The sequence below is a fragment of the Kitasatospora sp. NBC_01539 genome (genome assembly GCF_045040525.1).
Classification (GTDB): domain Bacteria; phylum Actinomycetota; class Actinomycetes; order Streptomycetales; family Streptomycetaceae; genus Kitasatospora.
Map to the genome: position 1 here is coordinate 6,989,162 of NZ_CP109390.1, position 17,278 is coordinate 7,006,439.

The 17,278-nt window shown below is 76.7% G+C and carries 19 protein-coding genes; 7 read left to right on the top strand and 12 right to left on the bottom strand.

What is annotated here, in order from left to right; translation table 11 throughout:
- Positions 1–46 precede the first annotated feature (46 nt).
- A complete protein-coding gene (locus OG335_RS30300) occupies positions 47–718 on the bottom strand; it encodes a carbohydrate-binding module family 20 domain-containing protein (RefSeq protein WP_405014315.1) in 672 nt (223 codons plus the stop codon).
- Between the two features lie 138 nt (positions 719–856).
- On the opposite strand from OG335_RS30300, the gene OG335_RS30305 reads away from it, so the two are divergent.
- Positions 857–1,651, top strand: coding sequence for a VIT1/CCC1 transporter family protein (locus OG335_RS30305; RefSeq protein ID WP_405014316.1), 795 nt, complete (start codon positions 857–859; stop codon positions 1,649–1,651).
- A gap of 15 nt (positions 1,652–1,666) precedes the next feature.
- On the opposite strand, the gene OG335_RS30310 is transcribed toward OG335_RS30305, so the two are convergent.
- Positions 1,667–2,596 carry a diiron oxygenase gene (locus tag OG335_RS30310; RefSeq protein ID WP_405014317.1) on the bottom strand — a complete coding sequence of 310 codons (930 nt, stop codon included), beginning with the start codon at positions 2,594–2,596 and terminating at the stop codon, positions 1,667–1,669.
- 128 nt (positions 2,597–2,724) lie between these two features.
- On the opposite strand from OG335_RS30310, the gene OG335_RS30315 reads away from it, so the two are divergent.
- Positions 2,725–3,720, top strand: a complete 996-nt coding sequence (locus OG335_RS30315; RefSeq protein WP_405014318.1) for a PHP domain-containing protein — start codon at positions 2,725–2,727, stop codon at positions 3,718–3,720.
- 30 nt (positions 3,721–3,750) lie between these two features.
- Here the strand turns inward: OG335_RS30315 and OG335_RS30320 are convergent, their stop codons facing one another.
- Positions 3,751–4,545 (bottom strand): tyrosine-protein phosphatase, encoded by a 795-nt coding sequence (locus OG335_RS30320; RefSeq protein ID WP_405014319.1) that lies wholly within the window; start codon positions 4,543–4,545, stop codon positions 3,751–3,753.
- 253 nt (positions 4,546–4,798) lie between these two features.
- On the opposite strand from OG335_RS30320, the gene OG335_RS30325 reads away from it, so the two are divergent.
- The gene (locus tag OG335_RS30325) at positions 4,799–5,365 is read left to right on the top strand and encodes a DJ-1/PfpI family protein (RefSeq protein WP_405014320.1); all 567 of its coding nucleotides are present in this window, start codon (positions 4,799–4,801) and stop codon (positions 5,363–5,365) included.
- Between the two features lie 29 nt (positions 5,366–5,394).
- On the opposite strand, the gene OG335_RS30330 is transcribed toward OG335_RS30325, so the two are convergent.
- Positions 5,395–6,375: a carbohydrate kinase gene (locus tag OG335_RS30330; RefSeq protein ID WP_405014321.1), complete on the bottom strand. Its 981-nt coding sequence runs from the start codon at positions 6,373–6,375 to the stop codon at positions 5,395–5,397.
- A gap of 75 nt (positions 6,376–6,450) precedes the next feature.
- Between OG335_RS30330 and OG335_RS30335 the strand changes: the two genes are divergently transcribed.
- Both OG335_RS30335 and OG335_RS30340 read left to right on the top strand, forming a co-directional pair.
- Positions 6,451–7,065 (top strand): TIGR03086 family metal-binding protein, encoded by a 615-nt coding sequence (locus tag OG335_RS30335; RefSeq protein WP_405014322.1) that lies wholly within the window; start codon positions 6,451–6,453, stop codon positions 7,063–7,065.
- Between the two features lie 87 nt (positions 7,066–7,152).
- Complete coding sequence (locus tag OG335_RS30340) at positions 7,153–7,419, top strand: DUF2630 family protein (RefSeq protein WP_405014323.1); 267 nt, start codon at positions 7,153–7,155, stop codon at positions 7,417–7,419.
- 97 nt (positions 7,420–7,516) lie between these two features.
- Here OG335_RS30340 and OG335_RS30345 read toward each other — a convergent pair whose 3' ends face one another.
- The 7 genes from OG335_RS30345 to OG335_RS30375 form a co-directional block, all read right to left on the bottom strand.
- Positions 7,517–8,065 (bottom strand): ferritin-like domain-containing protein, encoded by a 549-nt coding sequence (locus tag OG335_RS30345; protein WP_405014324.1) that lies wholly within the window; start codon positions 8,063–8,065, stop codon positions 7,517–7,519.
- A 167-nt stretch (positions 8,066–8,232) separates the two neighbouring features.
- The gene (locus tag OG335_RS30350; RefSeq protein ID WP_405014325.1) at positions 8,233–9,015 is read right to left on the bottom strand and encodes an SGNH/GDSL hydrolase family protein; all 783 of its coding nucleotides are present in this window, start codon (positions 9,013–9,015) and stop codon (positions 8,233–8,235) included.
- Positions 9,016–9,115: 100 nt separating this feature from the next.
- Positions 9,116–9,967 (bottom strand): alpha/beta fold hydrolase, encoded by an 852-nt coding sequence (locus OG335_RS30355; protein ID WP_405014326.1) that lies wholly within the window; start codon positions 9,965–9,967, stop codon positions 9,116–9,118.
- Positions 9,968–10,127: 160 nt separating this feature from the next.
- Positions 10,128–11,045: a DUF2797 domain-containing protein gene (locus tag OG335_RS30360; RefSeq protein ID WP_405014327.1), complete on the bottom strand. Its 918-nt coding sequence runs from the start codon at positions 11,043–11,045 to the stop codon at positions 10,128–10,130.
- A 95-nt stretch (positions 11,046–11,140) separates the two neighbouring features.
- Positions 11,141–11,812 carry a LysE family translocator gene (locus OG335_RS30365; protein WP_405014328.1) on the bottom strand — a complete coding sequence of 224 codons (672 nt, stop codon included), beginning with the start codon at positions 11,810–11,812 and terminating at the stop codon, positions 11,141–11,143.
- A gap of 11 nt (positions 11,813–11,823) precedes the next feature.
- Positions 11,824–12,336: a MarR family winged helix-turn-helix transcriptional regulator gene (locus tag OG335_RS30370; RefSeq protein WP_405015577.1), complete on the bottom strand. Its 513-nt coding sequence runs from the start codon at positions 12,334–12,336 to the stop codon at positions 11,824–11,826.
- Positions 12,337–12,511: 175 nt separating this feature from the next.
- Positions 12,512–13,585, bottom strand: a complete 1,074-nt coding sequence (locus OG335_RS30375) for an ABC transporter permease (protein ID WP_405014329.1) — start codon at positions 13,583–13,585, stop codon at positions 12,512–12,514.
- 144 nt (positions 13,586–13,729) lie between these two features.
- Here OG335_RS30375 and OG335_RS30380 point away from each other — a divergent pair, with 144 nt between their 5' ends.
- On the top strand, positions 13,730–15,430 hold the full coding sequence (locus tag OG335_RS30380) for an FUSC family protein (RefSeq protein WP_405014330.1): 1,701 nt from the start codon (positions 13,730–13,732) through the stop codon (positions 15,428–15,430).
- Positions 15,427–15,936 (top strand): MarR family winged helix-turn-helix transcriptional regulator, encoded by a 510-nt coding sequence (locus tag OG335_RS30385; RefSeq protein WP_405014331.1) that lies wholly within the window; start codon positions 15,427–15,429, stop codon positions 15,934–15,936. Before OG335_RS30380 ends, OG335_RS30385 begins: the two co-directional genes overlap by 4 nt.
- 57 nt (positions 15,937–15,993) lie before the next feature.
- Here OG335_RS30385 and OG335_RS30390 read toward each other — a convergent pair whose 3' ends face one another.
- Positions 15,994–17,184 carry a globin domain-containing protein gene (locus OG335_RS30390; RefSeq protein ID WP_405014332.1) on the bottom strand — a complete coding sequence of 397 codons (1,191 nt, stop codon included), beginning with the start codon at positions 17,182–17,184 and terminating at the stop codon, positions 15,994–15,996.
- Positions 17,185–17,278: the final 94 nt, after the last annotated feature.

Genomic DNA, 17,278 nt, shown 5'->3' on the forward strand with positions numbered 1-17,278 from the left:
CCTGCGCCGCCCCGGCCCCCCTCCGCACCCCGCCGGGCGGCGGGCGTCACCGCCAGGTGTCGGCGAGCTGCTCCGTGCCGGACGCGCCGGTGGTGTGGCTGCGGTTCGGGCCGCTCTCCCACAGCACGGTGCCCTGCTCGTCCTCGACCAGGTACTTGTAGGCGAACGCTGTGCCGGCCGGCAGCGGCACGACGGTGCGCCAGGCGGGGTGGTCGTCGGCCGAGAGCGGCAGCGCGGCGTCCGGCCGCCAGCCGCCGAGCGCGGGCAGGTCGCCGACGACGTACACCCGCTGCCCCCAGAGGGTCGGGCGCTGCTCGGTGAAGGCGACCTCGACGGGCTCCCAGGTGTCGTGCACGATCATCGGCCGCTCGGACCCGGTGGCGAGTGTGCGGTCCGCGCCGGGGCTCCACACCAGGCCGCCGTTCGGGTCGCGCAGCTGGTACTTGTACGTGAACCGGGTGCCCGCGGGCAGCGGCAGGGTGACCCGCCAGTGCAGGGCGTCGGTGGAGTCGAGTGCGACGGCGTGCACCGGCTCCCAGCCGCCGAGCTCGGGGACCGACCCGGTCAGGTAGAGGTTCTGGCCGTACTGCGCGGGTGCCTCGACCTCGAAGGTGGCCGGGACGGTCCGTGCGTCGGCGGCGCCGGCGGACGGCGCCAGGGCGAGGACGGGCAGCAGGGCGAGCAGGGCGGCGGCGCGCAGGCGTCGGACGGTGCGCATGGTGGGTCCCCCTCCAGTGGTGAAATCTCTTGCTGATACTTGCAGCAATAGTTTTCACGCCGGTGAACTCCCCGTCAACGACACACCGCGATCGGGCCGTCCCCCAGCGTCACCGCCACCCCGCCCTACGCTGGGCGCATGTCCCTCCCCGGCCCCGACTGGGCCCGCATCGCCCCGGGCTGGGACCCGGCCGCCCGCACCGACCGCGACGACGAGGCCGCCGAAGCCGAGCTCGACGCACTCGGCCGCACGGCCGACCGGGTCGCCGGCGGCGGCATCCGCGCCGCCGTCCTCGGCGTCAACGACGGCCTCGTCACCAACCTCTGCTTCATCCTCGGCATCGCCGGCGCCTCGGTGGACGCCGCGACCGTGCGGCTCTCCGGCCTCGCCAGCCTCATCGCCGGCGCACTCTCGATGGCGGCCGGCGAATGGGTGTCCGTCCGCGGCCAGCGCGAGGTCGCCGAGGGCATGGAGGGCGCCCTCCGGGACGCCTGGCGGCGGTCGCCGCCGGTCGTGATGGCCCACCTCGCGCAGAGCATGCGCCGGCGCGGACTCGACGCCGAGACCGCCGCCCGCGCCACCCGCGGCGTGGTCTCGGCGGGCCGGTCGGCACGCCGGACCAGCCTGCGGATCCTCTTCGGCGTGAGCGCCCAGGACGCCGGCTCCCCGGTGGTGGCCGCGGTGAGCTCGCTGCTGCTCTTCGCCGTGGGTGCGCTCGTGCCGCTCGTGCCGTGGTTCGTCACCGAGGGGGCCGCCGCGGTGACCGCCTCGGCCGTGGCGACCGCGCTCGCCTCGCTCGCCGTCGGCGGCGCGCTCGGCCGCGGCTCGGGCCGCAGCGCCGTCCGCACCGCGCTGCGCCAGCTGCTGATCGTCGCCGCCGCCTCGGCCGTCACCTACGGCCTGGGCACCCTGGCCGGCGGCGCCGTGCCGTGAGCCGCCGCCGGCGCCTCAGGCGAGCAGGCCGGCCCGCCGCCAGCGCGGGGCCGTCCGGCGGTCGATCACCCCCAGCTCGGTGAAGAACTCCACGGCCTTGCGGGCCCAGTCGATCCGGGCCTGCCGCCAGTGCGGGTTCTCCGCGGCGGCCTGCCGGGCGGCCCGCGCGTCGAGCCCGGCGAGCGTGTAGACCCGCGGGTGGACGAGCTCCGCGACGGCCAGCCGGGCCAGCACCAGAAGGCCCCGCCGGAACACCGCCCGCCGGGCCGGGCCCATCGCCGCCCAGCGGCGCTCCAGCTCGGGCCGGGCGTAGCCGATGTGCCGGGCCTCCTCGATCACGTGGATCCGCGCCACCGCGCGGGCCAGCGGCTGCAGGGTCTCGTCGCGCACCATCTCGCGCTGCATCGCGTCGGTGAACTCCTCGACGAAGACCGCCCCGGCGAACGTCAACGTGGTGTCGTTCAGCAGGAAGTGGAGCTTGCCGCGGCGGTGCGCCTGCGGCGTCGGCCGGGCCGACGGGTAGCCCGTCGCGGTGATGTAGCGCGCGAACATCGTCGAGTGGCGGCACTCGTCGGCGACCTCGGTGAGCGCGTACTGCGCGTGCCGGGTCGTCAGGTCGCCGTCGTACACGTGCCGGATCAGGCCCTCCATCAGCACCAGCTCGAACCAGATGCCGGCGGACGTCACCGAGGCCAGCTGGTGCACGCTCAGCTGCGCCTGCCGCCGGGCGTCGAGCGACTCCCACAGCGGTGTGCCGTAGAGGGCGACCCGGTGGGCGGGCAGTGCGAAGAGGTCCGGGTCGATCGGGGCGGCCCAGTCGATCTCGGTCTCCGGGTCGTAGGAGTGGCGGGCGGAGGCGCGCAGCAGCCGGGCGGCGTTCTGTTCGCGGTCCGGGATGCGGGCCGGGGCGCGCTCGCGGACCGGACGGGCGGGGGTGTCACGCATCGAGGGCTCCGGGTGGGGGCGAGAGGGCACCGACGGGAGCAGTGAACCAGTTAGACGAGATGTCAACAAGGGGCCCCGTCGCACCTTCCCGGGACGCGCACCGCCGCCCGTGCGCCCACACTGGGCGCATGGAGCCGGTCGCCGCCCTCGAACGCATCGCCTTCCTCCTGGAGCGCGAGGACGCCTCGCCGTACCGGGCCAAGGCGTTCCGCACCGCGGCCGAGGCCGCGCACGGCCTGCCCCCGGGCCCGGTCGACGCCGCGGCGGCCGCCCGGCTGCCCGGCGTCGGCCCCAAGACCGCGCAGGTCATCGCCGAGGCCTCGGCCGGGCGCACCCCCGGCTACCTCGCCGAGGTCGAGGCCCGCGCCGACCCGCTCGCGGAGGGCGGCGAGGAGTTGCGCGCCGCCCTCCGCGGCGACTGCCACCTGCACTCGGACTGGTCCGACGGCGGCAGCCCGATCGAGGTGATGGCCCGCACCGCCCGCGACCTCGGCCACGCGTGGGCCGTGCTCACCGACCACTCGCCCCGGCTCACCGTCGCGAGCGGTCTGAGCGCCGAACGTCTCCGCGAGCAACTCGCCGTCGTCGCCGGCCTCAACCGCACGCTCGCGCCGTTCCGGCTGCTCACGGGCATCGAGTGCGACATCCTCGACGACGGCTCGCTCGACCAGGAGGACGAGCTGCTCGCCGGGCTCGACCTCGTCGTCGCCTCCGTCCACTCCAAGCTGCGGATGGAGCGCGCCGCGATGACCCGGCGCCTGCTCGCCGCCGTCCGCAACCCGCTCGTCGACGTGCTCGGCCACTGCACCGGCCGCCTGGTGACCGGCCGCACCCGCCCGGAGTCGCAGTTCGACGCCGCCGCGGTCTTCGCCGCCTGCGCGGAGTCCGGCACCGCCGTCGAGATCAACTGCCGCCCCGAGCGCCGCGACCCGCCGACCCGCCTGCTGCTGCGGGCCGTCGAGGCCGGCTGCGTCTTCAGCATCGACAGCGACGCCCACGCACCCGGCCAGCTCGACTGGCAGGCGTACGGCTGCGCGCGGGCCGCCGGGGCCGGGCTCGGCCCGGAACGGATCGTCAACACCCGGTCGGCGGACGACCTGCTCGCCCGGGCCTTCGCGGTCTGAGCGCCCCCGGGGCCGCCCGGCCGAGGACGGTCAGGCGACGAGGTTCTCGCGCAGGTGGCCGATGGTCTCGTCCTTGAGGCCGAGGCCCGCCCGGGCGTAGCTCTCCACGTCGCCCCAGCCGTCCGCGACCGCCTGGAGCGCCGCCCGCAGGTAGGCCGGGCGGACCCCGACCACCGCGTCCGCGATCTCCGGGTCGCCGCCCGCGGCGGTGAAGGCCGCCACCAGCGTGGTGAACTCGGCGCGCACCGCCTCCCCGACCGCGAGGTACTCGGCGGTCACCGTGGACTCGTCCGCGCCGAGCAGCAGCAGGACGAGCGCCGCGCCCCAGCCCGTGCGGTCCTTGCCGGCGGTGCAGTGGAACAGCACCGGGCCGCCGTCGCGGTGCGCGAGCGCGGTGAGCAGGTGACGGTACGACTGCCGGGCCGACTCGGCCGTCACGAACGCGCGGTAGTCGGCCGCCATCGCCGTCGCCGCCCGCCCGTCGCCGAACTCCTGCTCGGCGAGCCGCGGGTCGGCCAGGGCGGCGGCGAGCCGGGCGACGGTGCCGGTGCCCGCCGGATCGGCGAGGACGTCCGCCACCAGCAGGTGCGCGCCGCCGGGCATCCGGTCGGGCCGCACGGCGCGCTCGCGGGCCGTGCGCAGGTCGACGACGGTACGGATGCCGAGCGCGGCGAACGCCGGGTCGGCGCGGACGTCCAGCCGGTGGAGCCCGCCCGAGCGGAAGGCCAGCCCGGGGCGGACGCGGCCGCTGCCGGAGAGCGCGACACCGCCTAGATCGCGCAGGTTGGCGACGGTGCTGGAGCCCACGATCTGCGAGCACTGCATGGCTACCTCCAGGGCCGGGGACGCGACTCACCTGCACGCTAGGCGCTGGGGTGACCGGCCGCTCGCGGAGCGCGTCCGGGCGGCGCACCCGGGGCGGCGCAACCCGGCGCACGGTCGCACAGGAGGCGCACAACGGCGCACCCGGCGCACGGGGTGCGTGCTTCGCGCGCCGCATTGTCCGACGGGCCGTCAGGCGGCAGTGTGTGTCCGGGCTCACACCGGGTGGGCCGAACGAAGGGCGGTACCGCCGGACATGGCAGCCAAGATCCTCATCGTCACCGGTGACGCGGCGGAGTCGCTGGAGGTGTTCTACCCCTACCAGCGCCTGCGCGAGGAGGGCTACGAGGTGCACATCGCCGCCCCCACCAAGAAGACCCTGCAGTTCGTCGTGCACGACTTCGTCGACGGCTTCGACACCTACACCGAGAAGGCGGGCTACACCTGGCCGGCCGACCTCGCCGTCGCCGACGTCGACCCCGCCGACTACGTGGCGCTGGTCATCCCCGGCGGCCGCGCGCCCGAGTACCTGCGCAACAACGCCGACGTGCAGCGGATCACCGCGCACTTCTTCCAGGCCGACAAGCCGGTCGCGCAGATCTGCCACGGCCCGCTGATCAGCCTGGTCGGCGGCACCCTGGCCGGCCGCACCACCGCCGCCTACCCCGCGCTGGAGCCCGACGTCACCTCCGGCGGCGCCTCCTTCGTCGACAGCGAGGCCGTCGTCGACGGCGTCGTCGTCTCCGCCCGCGCCTGGCCCGACCACCCGGCGTGGATGCGGGCCTTCGTCGAGGTGCTCCGCGAGAAGGCGCCCGTCGAGTAGGCCGCGCCGCCCGGCCGGCCCGCGCCGCGTCAGACCTGATCCGCCCAGGGCGGGTTCGGGCCCGGCGCGGCGCAGGTCAGCGCCGCCACGCGGACCGCGTACCGGCACGCCTCGGCGACCTCCGCCGAGGTGAGCCGGTCCGGCCGGCCGCCGAGCCGGCCGAGCCCGCCGAGATGGTGCAGCAGCCCCGCGGTGAAGGCGTCCCCCGCACCGACCGTGTCGACCACCGCGACCCGCCGGGCCGCCACGGTGATCCGCTCGCCGTTCAGCGACGCGAGCGCCCCGCCCGGGCCCAGGGTGACCACCACCAGCGGCACACCGTCCGCGTGGAACCGGTCGACGACGGCCTCCACCGGCTCGTCCGGGAAGACGTGCTCGACGTCGTCCGCACTCAGCCGCAGGATGTCCGCGAGCGCGCACCACCGCGGCAGCCGCGCCCGGTACACCGCCGGATCCACCAGCAGCGGGCGGACGTTGGGATCGATCGACACCGTCGCCGCGACACCGGCCCGCGCCAGGTACGCCTCGATCGCCCGGCCGCCCGGCTCACGCGCCAGCGCCAGCGACCCGGTGTGCAGACAGACCGACCCCGCGAGGTCCACCGCGTCCAGCTCCGCCGCCGACCACTGCCAGTCCGCCGTGCCCTCCGCGTGGAACGAGTACGTCGCCCGGCCCTCCCCGTCGACCTGCGCGACCGCCAGCGTGCTCGGCTCCCCGGCCGCCACGCACCCCGACAGGTCGACCCCCGAACCCGCCAGCTGCGCCCGGAAGAGCCGCCCGAAGACGTCGTCCGCCAGCCGCCCCCGGAACCGCACCGGCGTGCCGAGCCGGGCCAGCGCCACCGCCGTGTTCGCCGGCCCGCCGCCCGGGTGCACCCGCAGGGCCAGCTCGCCGGGACCGCTGCGGGCGGCGTCGGTGAAGGCGTCGGCGACACACTCGCCGATGACGGTGACCGGACTGTGCGGCACGGGGCACGACCTCCTGGGCGCGTGGGGCGGAACGGCGTCCATCATGCCCGCCCGGCAGGCGCCCGCACCCGCCGGGCCCGGGGTGCTGGGGCGGTCGATCGGGTGAAGGCTGGAGGCATGGCAGAGCGAACCGACACGCTGCTGCGGCTGCACGCCGCCGCGCAGGACGAATTCGGCCGCCACGTGCGGCGCGCCGCGGCCGACGGCAGCTGGCAGGCCGCCACCCCGTGCACCGAGTGGACCGTCCGCGACCTGGTCAACCACCTCGCCGCCGAGCAGCTCTGGGTGCCGCCGCTGCTCGCGGGCCGGACGATCGCCGAGATCGGCGACCGCTTCGACGGCGACGTGCTCGGCGACGACCCGCCCGCCTCCTGGGCCTCGGCCGCCGCCGGGGCCCGCGCGGCGTTCGCCGCCCCCGGAGCCCTCGACGGCACCGTCGGACTCTCCTACGGGGAGCGGCCCGCCCGCGAGTACTGCGGCGAGATGACCGTCGACGCGATCGTCCACACCTGGGACCTCGCCGTCGGCGTCGGCGCGGACCCGGCCATGGACCCGGAGGCCGTCGCCTTCGCCCTCGACGCCCTCGCCCCGTACGCCGACGACCTGGCCTCCTCCGGCGTCTTCGGCCCGCCCGTCCGCGTACCCGCCGGCGCCGGAGACCAGGCCAGGCTGCTCGGTCTGACCGGCCGCGACGCCGCCGACCCGCTGCGCGGCCGGCACCGCGACGCCTGACGCGGCGTCGGGACCGCGGCCGGCCCGCCCGGCAGCGGTCGCGCGCCGCTCCGCCCGTTCCTAGGCTGGGGAACGAGGAGGTGCCCGGTGGACACGCAGACGAGTGGGAGCACGGACCGGCGGATTCTCGACCGGATCGGCGAGATGGTGGCCGCCGAGCGGGAGCTGCGTGACCTGCTCGCGGACGGGCGGATCGACCCGGAGAGCGAGCAGCGCCGCCTGCGGGAGCTGGAGGCCGAACTCGACCAGTGCTGGGACCTGCTGCGCCAGCGCCGGGCGCGGGCCGACGCCGGTGACGACCCCGACCAGGCGGCCGTGCGCAGCGTCGAGGAGGTCGCGCGCTACGAGTCGTGACCGGCCGCCGCCGCGGGCGAGGGGGTCGCGCGGGCTACGAGTCGTGACCGGCCGCGGGCAAGGGGGTCGGGGGCCGGGCGGATCTCCGGGCGGATGGTCAGGCGGGCGGGACGGAGCGGTCGCCGAGCAGCGCGGCCAGTGCGTCGGTGGTGGCGCGGACGTCCTCCGCGAGCGACTCCAGCAGCGTCCGGCTCGCCGGGTCGCGCTCGCCCAGCCAGCCGGCGATCTCCTCGTACGAGGCGAGGACGATGTGCTCGGCCCGCAGGTTGCGGGCGATCGTCGCGTGGAGGGCCGCGCCGCCCGGCACGGAGTAGTCGGTGTGCGCGCGCTGGGCGAGGGTGTCGGGGTCGAAGTTGGCGTGCCCGCCCAGCTCCACGATGCGGTCCGCCGCGGACACCGCGTGGCGCATGCCCCGCTCGGCGCGGTCCGAGAGCAGGGCGGCGGCGCGCGTGTCGCCCGCGCCCCGGGCGGCGACCGCGTCGCGGGTGTAGCGCAGCCAGCCGACGACCTCGGTGGCGACGACGTCGTTGAGCACGCTGATCACGCGCTCCTCGTCGAGCCGGGGCGCGTCCGCGGCGTCCACGGCCATCGTGCGGTGGGCCTCGCGGCTGATGCGGGTCACGTCGACGGCGAAACTGTCGGCCATGGCTGCCTCCTGCGGACGGGGATCCGTACGACCGACCGTATGCCGCTCCGCGGCGCGCCGAAACCCGGCGGGTGTGCGCGGTGTCGATCCCGGACGGGCACGGCGGGCCGCCTCCGGACGGGCCGAGCGGGCCGGCCCGGCGCGCGGCGGCGCCGGGCCGGGTGCGCTCAGAGCGGCAGCAGGTCGGGGCGCTTGGCCTCGACGTGGTCGCCGGACGACTCGCCGCGCAGGCGGCGGCCGACCCACGGGATGAGGTACGCGCGCGCCCACTGGAGGTTCTCTCGGCGCTGCTCGGCCGAGCTGGGCTCCGGGCGCCGCGGCCACGGGGCCTCCGGGTCGCCCTCGACGGGCAGACCGAGCGCGCGGGCGGCGAGCAGGGCGACCCGCTGGTGCCCCTCGGGGGAGAGGTGCAGCCGGTCGTCGCTCCAGGCGCGGCGGTCGTGCACCGAGCGCAGCGACCACAGGTCGGCGACCCGCAGGCCGTGGCGGTCGGCGACGGCCCGCAGGTGGCCGTTGTACGTGGCGATCTTGCCGCGCAGGTGGCGCAGGACGGGCACGGTACGGGTGTCGAAGCCGGTGCAGACGAGCACCGTGCCGGCGTGCGCGAGCAGCTCCACCACGGCGGCCTCGAAGCGCTCGGCGACCTCGTCCGGGTCGCTGCCGGGGCGCAGGATGTCGTTGCCGCCCGCGCAGAAGGTCACCAGGTCGGGGCGGATGCGCCGTACCTCGGGCACCTGCTCGGCGACGACCTGGTCGAGCAGGCGGCCGCGCACCGCGAGGTTGGCGTAGCGGAACTCGCGGTCCGGGTGGCCGGCGGCGAGCATCCCGGCGAGGCGGTCGGCCCAGCCGGCGAACCGGCCGTCCGGGCCGGGGTCGTTGAGGCCCTCGGTGAACGAATCGCCGAGAGCGACGTAGGAGGTGGGGTCAAAGGGCTCCAGGAGATCAGGCATGTGGTGCATGTTTCACCCTGTGAAGTGACCTACGCCACCGTAGGTGAGCCGTTGCAGAGCGTGATTCTCGCCACCCGCGGAGCGGGAATGCGGGCCGCGGTCAGGCGGGGGCGGCGGTGCCGGACGCGCAGGTGTCGAGGATCACCCGGCCGACCAGCGCCGGATCGTCGCTCATCGGCACGTGGCCGCAGCCGGGGAGCCGGACGAGCCGGGCGCCGGGCAACTGCTCCAGGGCCCGGACACCCTGCCGGCGCAGCAGGATGCGGTCGCGGGTGCCCCAGGCGACGGTGACGGGCACGCCCCCGAGGTCGCCGGCCCAGCGCACCCGGCGCCCGGCGGCGAGGGTGGGCGCGAAGCCGGTGGCGCCGCGCAGCGCCCGGGTCTCCTCGGCGGCGCCCTCCGCGGAGCGGCGGCCCGGCCGGGCGTAGATGCTGCTGACGAGCAGGGCCCGGCCGGCGGTGGAACGGGCGAGACGTTCGACGGCGGGCTGCGGCAGGAGCCGGGCGCCGAACCGCATGCCGCCGAGGACGGCGAAGGCGTAGCGGCGTTCGGCCTCGGACCAGAAGCCGGCCGGGGCGAGCGCGGTGACCGAGCGGGCCAGCCCGGCGCGGCCGAGGCCGAGGGCGAGCAGGCCGCCGAGCGAGTTGCCGGCCACGTGCGGCCGGTCCAGGCCGAGGGCGGCGCACAGCGCGCCGAGGGCGGGGACGACGGCCTCCAGGTCGTACGGGACGCCGTCGGGCAGGGCGGGGGAGGTGCCGAAGCCGGGGAGGTCGACGGCGACGACGTCGTGCCGGGCGGCGAGGGCGGGCAGCACGGGCTGCCAGCCCTGCCAGTGGTGGCCGATGCCGTGCAGCAGCAGGAGCGGGCTGCCGGTGCCCTCGCGGTGGTAGCGCACGGTGGCGGTGCGCGGGCCGTGCGGGGCGGGGAGCGGGAAGGTGACCTCGGCGGGCATGCGGCTCCTCTGTCAGACGGTCTGTCAGCAAGCATTACCGAGCGGTAGCCTGCGGGCAAGACCCCCGCCGCCGGGGCGCCCGCCCGCGGGGCCGCACCGCCGGGTTGCGGGCTGCGGCGGATGCCTGCGGGCGGGAGCGCGCGCCAGCCGGGGCCGTCCGTCAGAACAGCGCGTGCTGGACGTCCGGTGCGGGCGGGCGCCGGTGCTCCCGCAGCTCGACGCCGCTGCACGGTCCGGGCGGGGCCGCCGCCAGGCCCCAGCCGGTCAGCCGCAGGGCGTCCAGCAGCAGCGGCTCGCCGCCGTCCGGCGGGTCGAGGAAGAGCCGGCGCCCGATCGGCGGCCGCAGCGTGCCGGAGACCGTCGCGCCGTCGGCCAGCGCCACCACCTCGCGGTACGCCGGCGGCGGGCCCGCCGTGAGACCGAACAGCGCCACCTGGTCGACCACCGGCCCGTCGGCGAACGTCTCCACCGGGTGCCCGGCGAGCACCGCCAGCACCGCCACCCGGGCCTCGGCGACGGTGGCGGCGCGCTCCGCCGCCGCGGGCAGGTGCCACCACTGCGCGGCCTTGGCCCGGGCCCCGAACCGCTCCCGGGCGAGACCCGACCCGGAGACCGTCAGCTCCGCGCGGCGGACGGCGGGCAGCGGCCCGCGCGCCACGAAGGTGAAGACCGGCGCGCCCTGCTCCAGCAGCCGGGCGCGGCCGCGGTGCTCGCCCGTCAGCCCGACCTTGAGCAGGTCGCCGCCGAACCACGCGAGGTAGAGGAGGTAGGTGCGGCCGTCGTCGAGGATCTGGTCGCGCGCGAGGGCCAGGCCGCCGTCGACGGTCTGGCAGGGCGCGCACAGCACCGCGCCGCCCGCGGGCTCGATCTCGGCGTGGTGCGGGCACGGCCGGCGCTCCGGCTCGCCGCTCAGCCACGGGCCCGAGCACAGGCGCGGCCCCCGCACCTGCCAGCTGACCGCCGTACCGGCCTCCACCACCCGTTCGTGCCGGAGCGCACCCCGTACGGCGCCGAGCACCGGCCGCCCGTCCTGCCACTGCAGCCCGGTGCACCGCCACGGTGCCCTGTGCGTGTCCACGTCCCCGGACCTCCCGACCGTCGTGCCCCGGACCATCCCACCAGGCGCCACCGACAGGCGGCCCCGGCCGCCCGCCCGCCGCGGGCGCACCGGTGTCAGTCGCCGACCGCCAGGCGCACGCCGAACGCCGCGACGACCCCGCCGGTGACGCGGTCGAGCACCCAGCGGGCCCGGTCGCCGGCCAGCCAGTGCCGGACGGCCCGCGCGAACGCCACCAGCACCGCGGACCACGCCAGGCCGAGCGCGATGTGTTCGCAGGTCAGCAGCGTGCCGAAGGCCAGGTGCGGCGCGCCGGGCGGGATGAACTGCGGCAGCAGGGCCACGTAGAAGACGCCCACCTTGGGGTTGAGCAGGTTGGTGAGCGCTCCGCGGCGCCAGCCGGCGAGGAGGCCGTCACCGCTCCCGGCGGCCGGGGCAGGGCCGTCGGCGCGGCCGTCCGCCCCGGTGTCGGCCTCGGGAGCGGCCGCGGGGGAGCGGCGCCACGAGTCGCGCAGCATCCGGCCGCCCATCCACACGAGGTACGCCGCACCGGCCCACCGCAGCACCTCGTACGCCAGGTGGGAGGCGGTCAGGACGGCCGTCGCGCCGGCCGAGGCGAGCACGCCCCACGCCAGGGTGCCGGTCTGGATCCCGAGGACGACGCCCCACGCGCGGCGGCGCCGGCCGAGGACGGCGGTGCGCAGGATGAGGGCGGTGTCGAGGCCCGGGGTGATCGTCAGCAGGCCCACGAGCAGGGCGAAACCCCACAGGGCGGTCGCGGTGTCCATGGACGGCGAGCCTATCGCGCGTGCCGGAGCCCGCCGGTGGGGGCCGGGGCCGGGGCCGGGGTCGGAGTCGCGTCGTGGGCGGGGCCATTGGTGGGGGCGGGGCCGTCGGTGGGGCGCGGCCAGCTGCGGCCCTCGACGCGTTCGATGCTGGTGTTCAGGCGGGTGAGGGCGCGGGCGAGGGCCGCGACCTCCTCGGCGGGCCAGTCGGCCATCACGGAGGCCAGGCCCGCGAGGGACCGGTCCCGGTCGTCGTGGAGGCGGCGCAGCCCGTCCTCGGTGATGCGGAGCTTGCGGGCGATGCCGCCGTCGGGATCGGGGATGCGCTCCACGAGGCCGTTGCGCAGCATGGCGCCGGTCTGCCGGTTGACGGTCGAGGTGTCGAGCGAGAAGGCCTCGGCGAGCTGGCCGATCGACATCGGGCCCTCCGCCTCGATGCGGCTGAGCAGGGTGTAGGCGCTGCGCTCCAGGCGGCCGGTGGGGACGGCGCGCAGGGCGCCGATGGCCTGGTGGCGGCCGACCAGCATGAGCTCGCGTTCGACGTCGGTGATCCCCTGGAGCACGGCTCTCCTCCCTCGTCCACGGATCGGAAGGGTCCAGTGAAGCGCATGTGCATGGTGCATTCCATATGTGCCATGCACAACGCCCGGGCCGGGGTGCCCGCGGCCACCGCCCCGGCCGACTGCGGGGCGGCGGCCCGCGTCAGGTGCCGGCGGGGGCCGTCCCGGTGGCGGCCGCCGCGGCGGAGCGCCCGCCGGGGTGGCGGTCCTGCCACAGCCAGAAGACCGCGGTGCTCAGCGCCAGCCACCCCAGCAGCACGAGGTACGGGAAGGCGTACTGGTCCTGGCGGAAGTAGATCGCGGTGTGCTGCGCGTTGACCGAGGCGCCCGGCGGCAGCCACCGCCCGATCAGCCCGAGCGGCTGCGGCAGCAGCGGCCAGGAGACCGCGCCGCCCGACGACGGGTTGCCCAGCAGCACCATGAGCCCCCACGTCGGAAGGATCGCCCAGCGCCCGATGAGGGTGTTGAACATCGTGAAGACCATGCCGGTGGTGCACATCGTCAGCGTGAGGATGCCCCACGACTCGGCGAACGGCAGGTCGAGCACCCCGAGGCCCCAGTCGACGGTGGCGGCGACGGCGAAGCCTCCCAGCACCGCGTACGCCGCCGTGAAGGCGATCCGCTCCGGCGGGTCGAGGGCGCGGGCGTGCACGCTGAGCTGCACGGCGCCGACGAAGCCGATGATGACCGCGGCCAGGGAGATGTAGAAGACGGCGAGGCCCTGCGGGTCGGTCGACTGCAGCGGGCGGATGTCCGTCACGGCGACCGGCAGCCCGGCGGCCTGCCCGGCCGGGGGTCCGGCGACGGCCAGCACCCGGGCCGTCGAGGCGCCCGCGGCCGGCACCAGGCCCAGCACGGCGCTGCGTTCCCGCAGCCGCAGGACGGCGAACACCCGCTGTTCGTCGACGGCCTGCCCGGCGGACGCGTCGTCGGGGTAGACGTGCACCTGGAGCGCCGAGTCGAGGCGCTTCTCCAGCTCGTCGACGAGCTGGGGGCCGCGCGGTGAGCTGCCCACCACGGCGACCGGCAGCCGGTGGGGCGTGGGGTTGGCCATCGCGACGCAGTACGAGCCGGCGAAGAGCGCGGCCGCGGCGGCCAGCAGCACCACGAGCACGACCGGGGCGCGGAAGACCGAGAGCCGGTCGTCCGGCGGCGTGGGGTCGGGGCGTCCGGGGTGGGGGTGTCCGGGGTCGGCGGGCGGTGCGGCGTCGGCCATGGGCCCACGCTAGGGCGTGTCCGGCGATTCGCGGCGGATCAGCGCGCGGCGTTGGGCACCCGGGCGGGCGGGCCGGCGGTGCTGCGGGGAGGCGGCGCCGCAGGACAAATCATTCACGGGTAAAACACTTGCTAAACTTTCCCTGTGAGCACCGCACCGAGCCCCCTCGCCGCCCACCGCGTCCGACCCCTCCCGGTCGTGGCGGCGCTCAGACTCGGCCGGCCGTCCGACATCTGGTTCAAGCCCGCCCTCAGCGTCGTCGTCGCCACCGCGATCCCCGACGGCGCACTCCTCGCCGCAGGCCGCCTCGACCTCGCCACCGCCACCACGGCCGGCTCGCTCTGCGCGCTCTACGGCCACCACCTGCCCTACCGCGCCCGCAGCCGCGCCGTCGGCGGAGTCGTGCTCGGCATGCTCGCCGGCAGCGCCGCCGCCATGGCCGCCGCCGCGCTCACCACCTCCGTCGTCCTGCTCGTCGCGATCGGCGCCCTGCTCGCCGCGGTGCAGAAGGCCCTCTGCGACGCCACCCGGACAGGCCCGCCCGGCCACGTGATCCTCGCCTTCGTCAGCTCCGCCACCCTCTTCGCCCCGATCACGGCCGACCGGATCCCCGGCCGGCTCGCCCTCACCGCCGCGGCCGGCGCCCTCGCCTGGCTGGTCTGCCTCGCCCCCGCCCTCGTCCGCCGCGACGGCCCCGAGCGGTACGCCGTCGCCCGCGCCCTCGACGCGGCCGCCGCCCTCACCCTCGCCACGGACGCCCCGGCCCGCGACCGCCACCGCGCCGGCCTCGCCGCCGCCGTCCACTCCGCCTGGCAGTGCCTGCTCGCCGCGGGCCCCCGCACCCCCGACCGGGCGTCCCCCGACCGCGCGTCCCTCGCCCGCCTGGTCGTGCACGCCGAGAACGCCCTCGCCGACGGCCACGACACCCGGGCCACCCGCCTGCCCGCCGCCGCCCTCACCGCGCACGCCCGTACGCTGCGCACCGGCCGCCCCGTGCCGGCCACCGGCGGCGGCGAGGACGAACTCCTCGGCCTCGCCGCAGAGTTCGCCGGACATGCCAGGCCCGCCCGCTCTCCGCTGCGCGCCCTCGGGCCCGGCTCCCCGCTCCTGCCGATCGCCACCCGCACCTTCCTCGGCTGCGCCCTGGCGGGCTGGGCCGCCGCCGCGCTCGGCGTCGGCCGCCCCTCCTGGGCGATCGTCACCGCCGCCTCGCTGTACCAGGTCAACCTCACCCTCACCTGGAACCGCACGCTCCAGCGCGTGGTCGGCAACCTCCTCGGCGTGCTGCTGTTCGCCGCCGTCGCGCCGATCGCCCGTCAGGGCGCCGTCCCGCTCGTCCTGTGCTGCCTCGCCGCGGGCTTCGGCGCCGAGGCGCTGATCGCGCGCAACTACTGGCTCGGCAGCGTCTGCGTCACCCCCATGGCGCTGCTCGTCACCGAGTTCGGCCGCACCCAGCAGACCGGCGAGCTCATCACCGACCGGGTCGCCGACACCCTCACCGGCGCGCTCGCCGGCCTGGTCGCCGTGCTGCTCGTCACCAACCGCCGGGCCGGCGCCCGGCTCGAACACGCCCTCACCGCCGCCGCCGGCGCCCGCACCGCCGCCGACCGCCTGCTCACCGGCCCGGCTCCCGCCCTCCAGCCGGCCACGCTCGCCGCGGCCCGCCGTACCCTCACCGGCGCCCTCGTCGACCTGCGCACCGCCGCCGACGCCGCCACCGGTGAGTGGTGGCAGCGTGCACTGCCCGAACAGCAGGTGGTCGCCGAGGAACGTGCCGGACACCGTACGCTCGCAGCGACGGTACGACTGCAGGGCCCGCCGGCCCGGGAGGGGACGACACGGTGACGCAGCCGGCCCACATCGACACGGTCTCCGCGGTGGTCGGGCAGTGGCGGAGCGTCCACCCCGGCCTCGACACCGGCCCGATGGAGATCATCGGACGGATCAACCGCTGCGCCGCACTGCTCCAGCAGGCCGAGGACGCCCCGCTGCGGCGTGCGGGCCTCAACCGCGCCGAGTTCGACCTGCTCGGCGCACTGCGCCGCACCGGCCACGAGCTGACGCCCGGAGAGCTCGCCCGGGAGACCTTCTCCTCCGGCGCCGCCGTCACCAAGCGCCTGCGCCTGCTGCAGGACCGCGGGCTGGTCGAGCGGCGCGCCGACACCCGGGACCGCCGGGTCGCCCACGTGCGGCTCACCGCCGACGGGCAGGAACTGGTCGACCGGATCCTGCCCGACCAGCTGGCGTTCGAGCGTGTCGCGCTGGCCGGGCTCACCGGTGACCGCCACGACGAACTCGCGGCGCGGCTCGCCGAGTTGCTGGGCCAGCTGGAGGGCCGCCTCGGCGGCTGAGCCCGACGGCCGATGCCCGATGCCCGGGCGCCGGGCGCCGGGCGGGTACGGCCGGGGTCAGGCGTCCGCGCCGAGCCACAGGTCGGGGCCGAACACCTCGTAGTGCACGTCCGCCGGCCGGACGCCCGCCGCGATCAGCTCGCCGCGCACCGCGCGCAGGAACGGCAGCGGGCCGCAGAGGTACGCGGTGGTGCCGGCCGGCACGTCGACGGTCGAGAGGCCGACCAGCCCGGTCCGGTCGGCCGGGTGGTCGCCGAGCGGCCGCTCGTAGAAGACGTGCGCCTCGGCACCGGGGAGCTTCGCGACGAGCTGGTGCAGCTCGGCGCGGAAGGCGTGGGAGAGCTCGTCGCGGTCGCCGTGCACGGCCGTGACGCGCCGCCCGGAGCCGGTGGCGGCGAGGTGGGCGAGCATGCCGATCATCGGGGTGCACCCGATGCCGGCCGAGGCGAGCAGCACCGGGCCGTCGCCGTCGTCGAGGGTGACGTCGCCGAACGGCGGGCTCAGCAGCAGCACGTCGCCCGCGGTGACGTGCGCGTGCAGGTGGTCGGAGACCTCGCCGTCCGGGGTGCCGGCCACCCGCTTGACCGAGAACTGCAGGGCGCCGTCGGGCTGTCCGGAGAGGCTGTACTGGCGGATCTGCCGTGCTCCGTCGGGCAGTTCGACCTGCACGGAGACGTACTGGCCGGGCCGGACGGCCGGCACCGGCCCGCCGTCGGCCGGGCGCACCAGGAAGGTGGCGACGTCGGAGGTCTCCAGCAGCCGTGCCACCACCGTGTACGGGCGGCGCGGTGCGCCGGGTGCGCTGCCCGCGGCCGCGTACAGGCCCTTCTCCAGGGCGATCAGGGCGTTGGCCATCAGCCAGTACACCTCGTCCCACGCGGCCGCGACCTCCGGGGTGACGGCCTCGCCCAGCACGTCGACGATCGCGGCGAAGAGGTGTTCGTGGACGACCGGGTAGAGCTCCGGGGCGACGCCGAGCGAGGCGTGCTTGTGGGCGATCCGGGCGAGCATGCCGTCCGGCCGCTGGTCCGGGTGGGCGACGAGGGCGGAGGCGAAGGCGGCTATCGACCCGGCGAGGGCCTGCTGCTGGCTGCCGTTCGCCTGGTTGCCGCGGTTGAAGAGGTCGCGCAGCAGTTCCGGGTGGGCGGCGAAGAGCCGCTCGTAGAAGCGCTCGGTGATGTCGCCGACGGCGGCGCCGACGACCGGCAGCGTGGCTTCGACGACCGGCGCGTTCTGCGGGGAGAGCATCGCGTGAACTCCTAATAGGTAAATGATCTTCGTATTTTGATGACTGCCGCAGCCCGACGGCCGCACTGCGGCAGGAGTTGCGGCAGGAGTCGTG

What these genes read in the sequence shown, in the direction of transcription:
- OG335_RS30300 (WP_405014315.1), bottom strand. Translation starts at nt 718, where the DNA reads ATGCGCACCGTCCGACGCCTGCGCGCCGCCGCCCTGCTCGCCCTGCTG.
- OG335_RS30305 (WP_405014316.1), top strand. Translation starts at nt 857, where the DNA reads ATGTCCCTCCCCGGCCCCGACTGGGCCCGCATCGCCCCGGGCTGGGAC.
- OG335_RS30310 (WP_405014317.1), bottom strand. Translation starts at nt 2,596, where the DNA reads ATGCGTGACACCCCCGCCCGTCCGGTCCGCGAGCGCGCCCCGGCCCGC.
- OG335_RS30315 (WP_405014318.1), top strand. Translation starts at nt 2,725, where the DNA reads ATGGAGCCGGTCGCCGCCCTCGAACGCATCGCCTTCCTCCTGGAGCGC.
- OG335_RS30320 (WP_405014319.1), bottom strand. Translation starts at nt 4,545, where the DNA reads ATGCAGTGCTCGCAGATCGTGGGCTCCAGCACCGTCGCCAACCTGCGC.
- OG335_RS30325 (WP_405014320.1), top strand. Translation starts at nt 4,799, where the DNA reads ATGGCAGCCAAGATCCTCATCGTCACCGGTGACGCGGCGGAGTCGCTG.
- OG335_RS30330 (WP_405014321.1), bottom strand. Translation starts at nt 6,375, where the DNA reads ATGGACGCCGTTCCGCCCCACGCGCCCAGGAGGTCGTGCCCCGTGCCG.
- OG335_RS30335 (WP_405014322.1), top strand. Translation starts at nt 6,451, where the DNA reads ATGGCAGAGCGAACCGACACGCTGCTGCGGCTGCACGCCGCCGCGCAG.
- OG335_RS30345 (WP_405014324.1), bottom strand. Translation starts at nt 8,065, where the DNA reads ATGGCCGACAGTTTCGCCGTCGACGTGACCCGCATCAGCCGCGAGGCC.
- OG335_RS30350 (WP_405014325.1), bottom strand. Translation starts at nt 9,015, where the DNA reads ATGCCTGATCTCCTGGAGCCCTTTGACCCCACCTCCTACGTCGCTCTC.
- OG335_RS30355 (WP_405014326.1), bottom strand. Translation starts at nt 9,967, where the DNA reads ATGCCCGCCGAGGTCACCTTCCCGCTCCCCGCCCCGCACGGCCCGCGC.
- OG335_RS30365 (WP_405014328.1), bottom strand. Translation starts at nt 11,812, where the DNA reads ATGGACACCGCGACCGCCCTGTGGGGTTTCGCCCTGCTCGTGGGCCTG.
- OG335_RS30370 (WP_405015577.1), bottom strand. Translation starts at nt 12,336, where the DNA reads ATGCTGGTCGGCCGCCACCAGGCCATCGGCGCCCTGCGCGCCGTCCCC.
- OG335_RS30375 (WP_405014329.1), bottom strand. Translation starts at nt 13,585, where the DNA reads ATGGCCGACGCCGCACCGCCCGCCGACCCCGGACACCCCCACCCCGGA.
- OG335_RS30390 (WP_405014332.1), bottom strand. Translation starts at nt 17,184, where the DNA reads ATGCTCTCCCCGCAGAACGCGCCGGTCGTCGAAGCCACGCTGCCGGTC.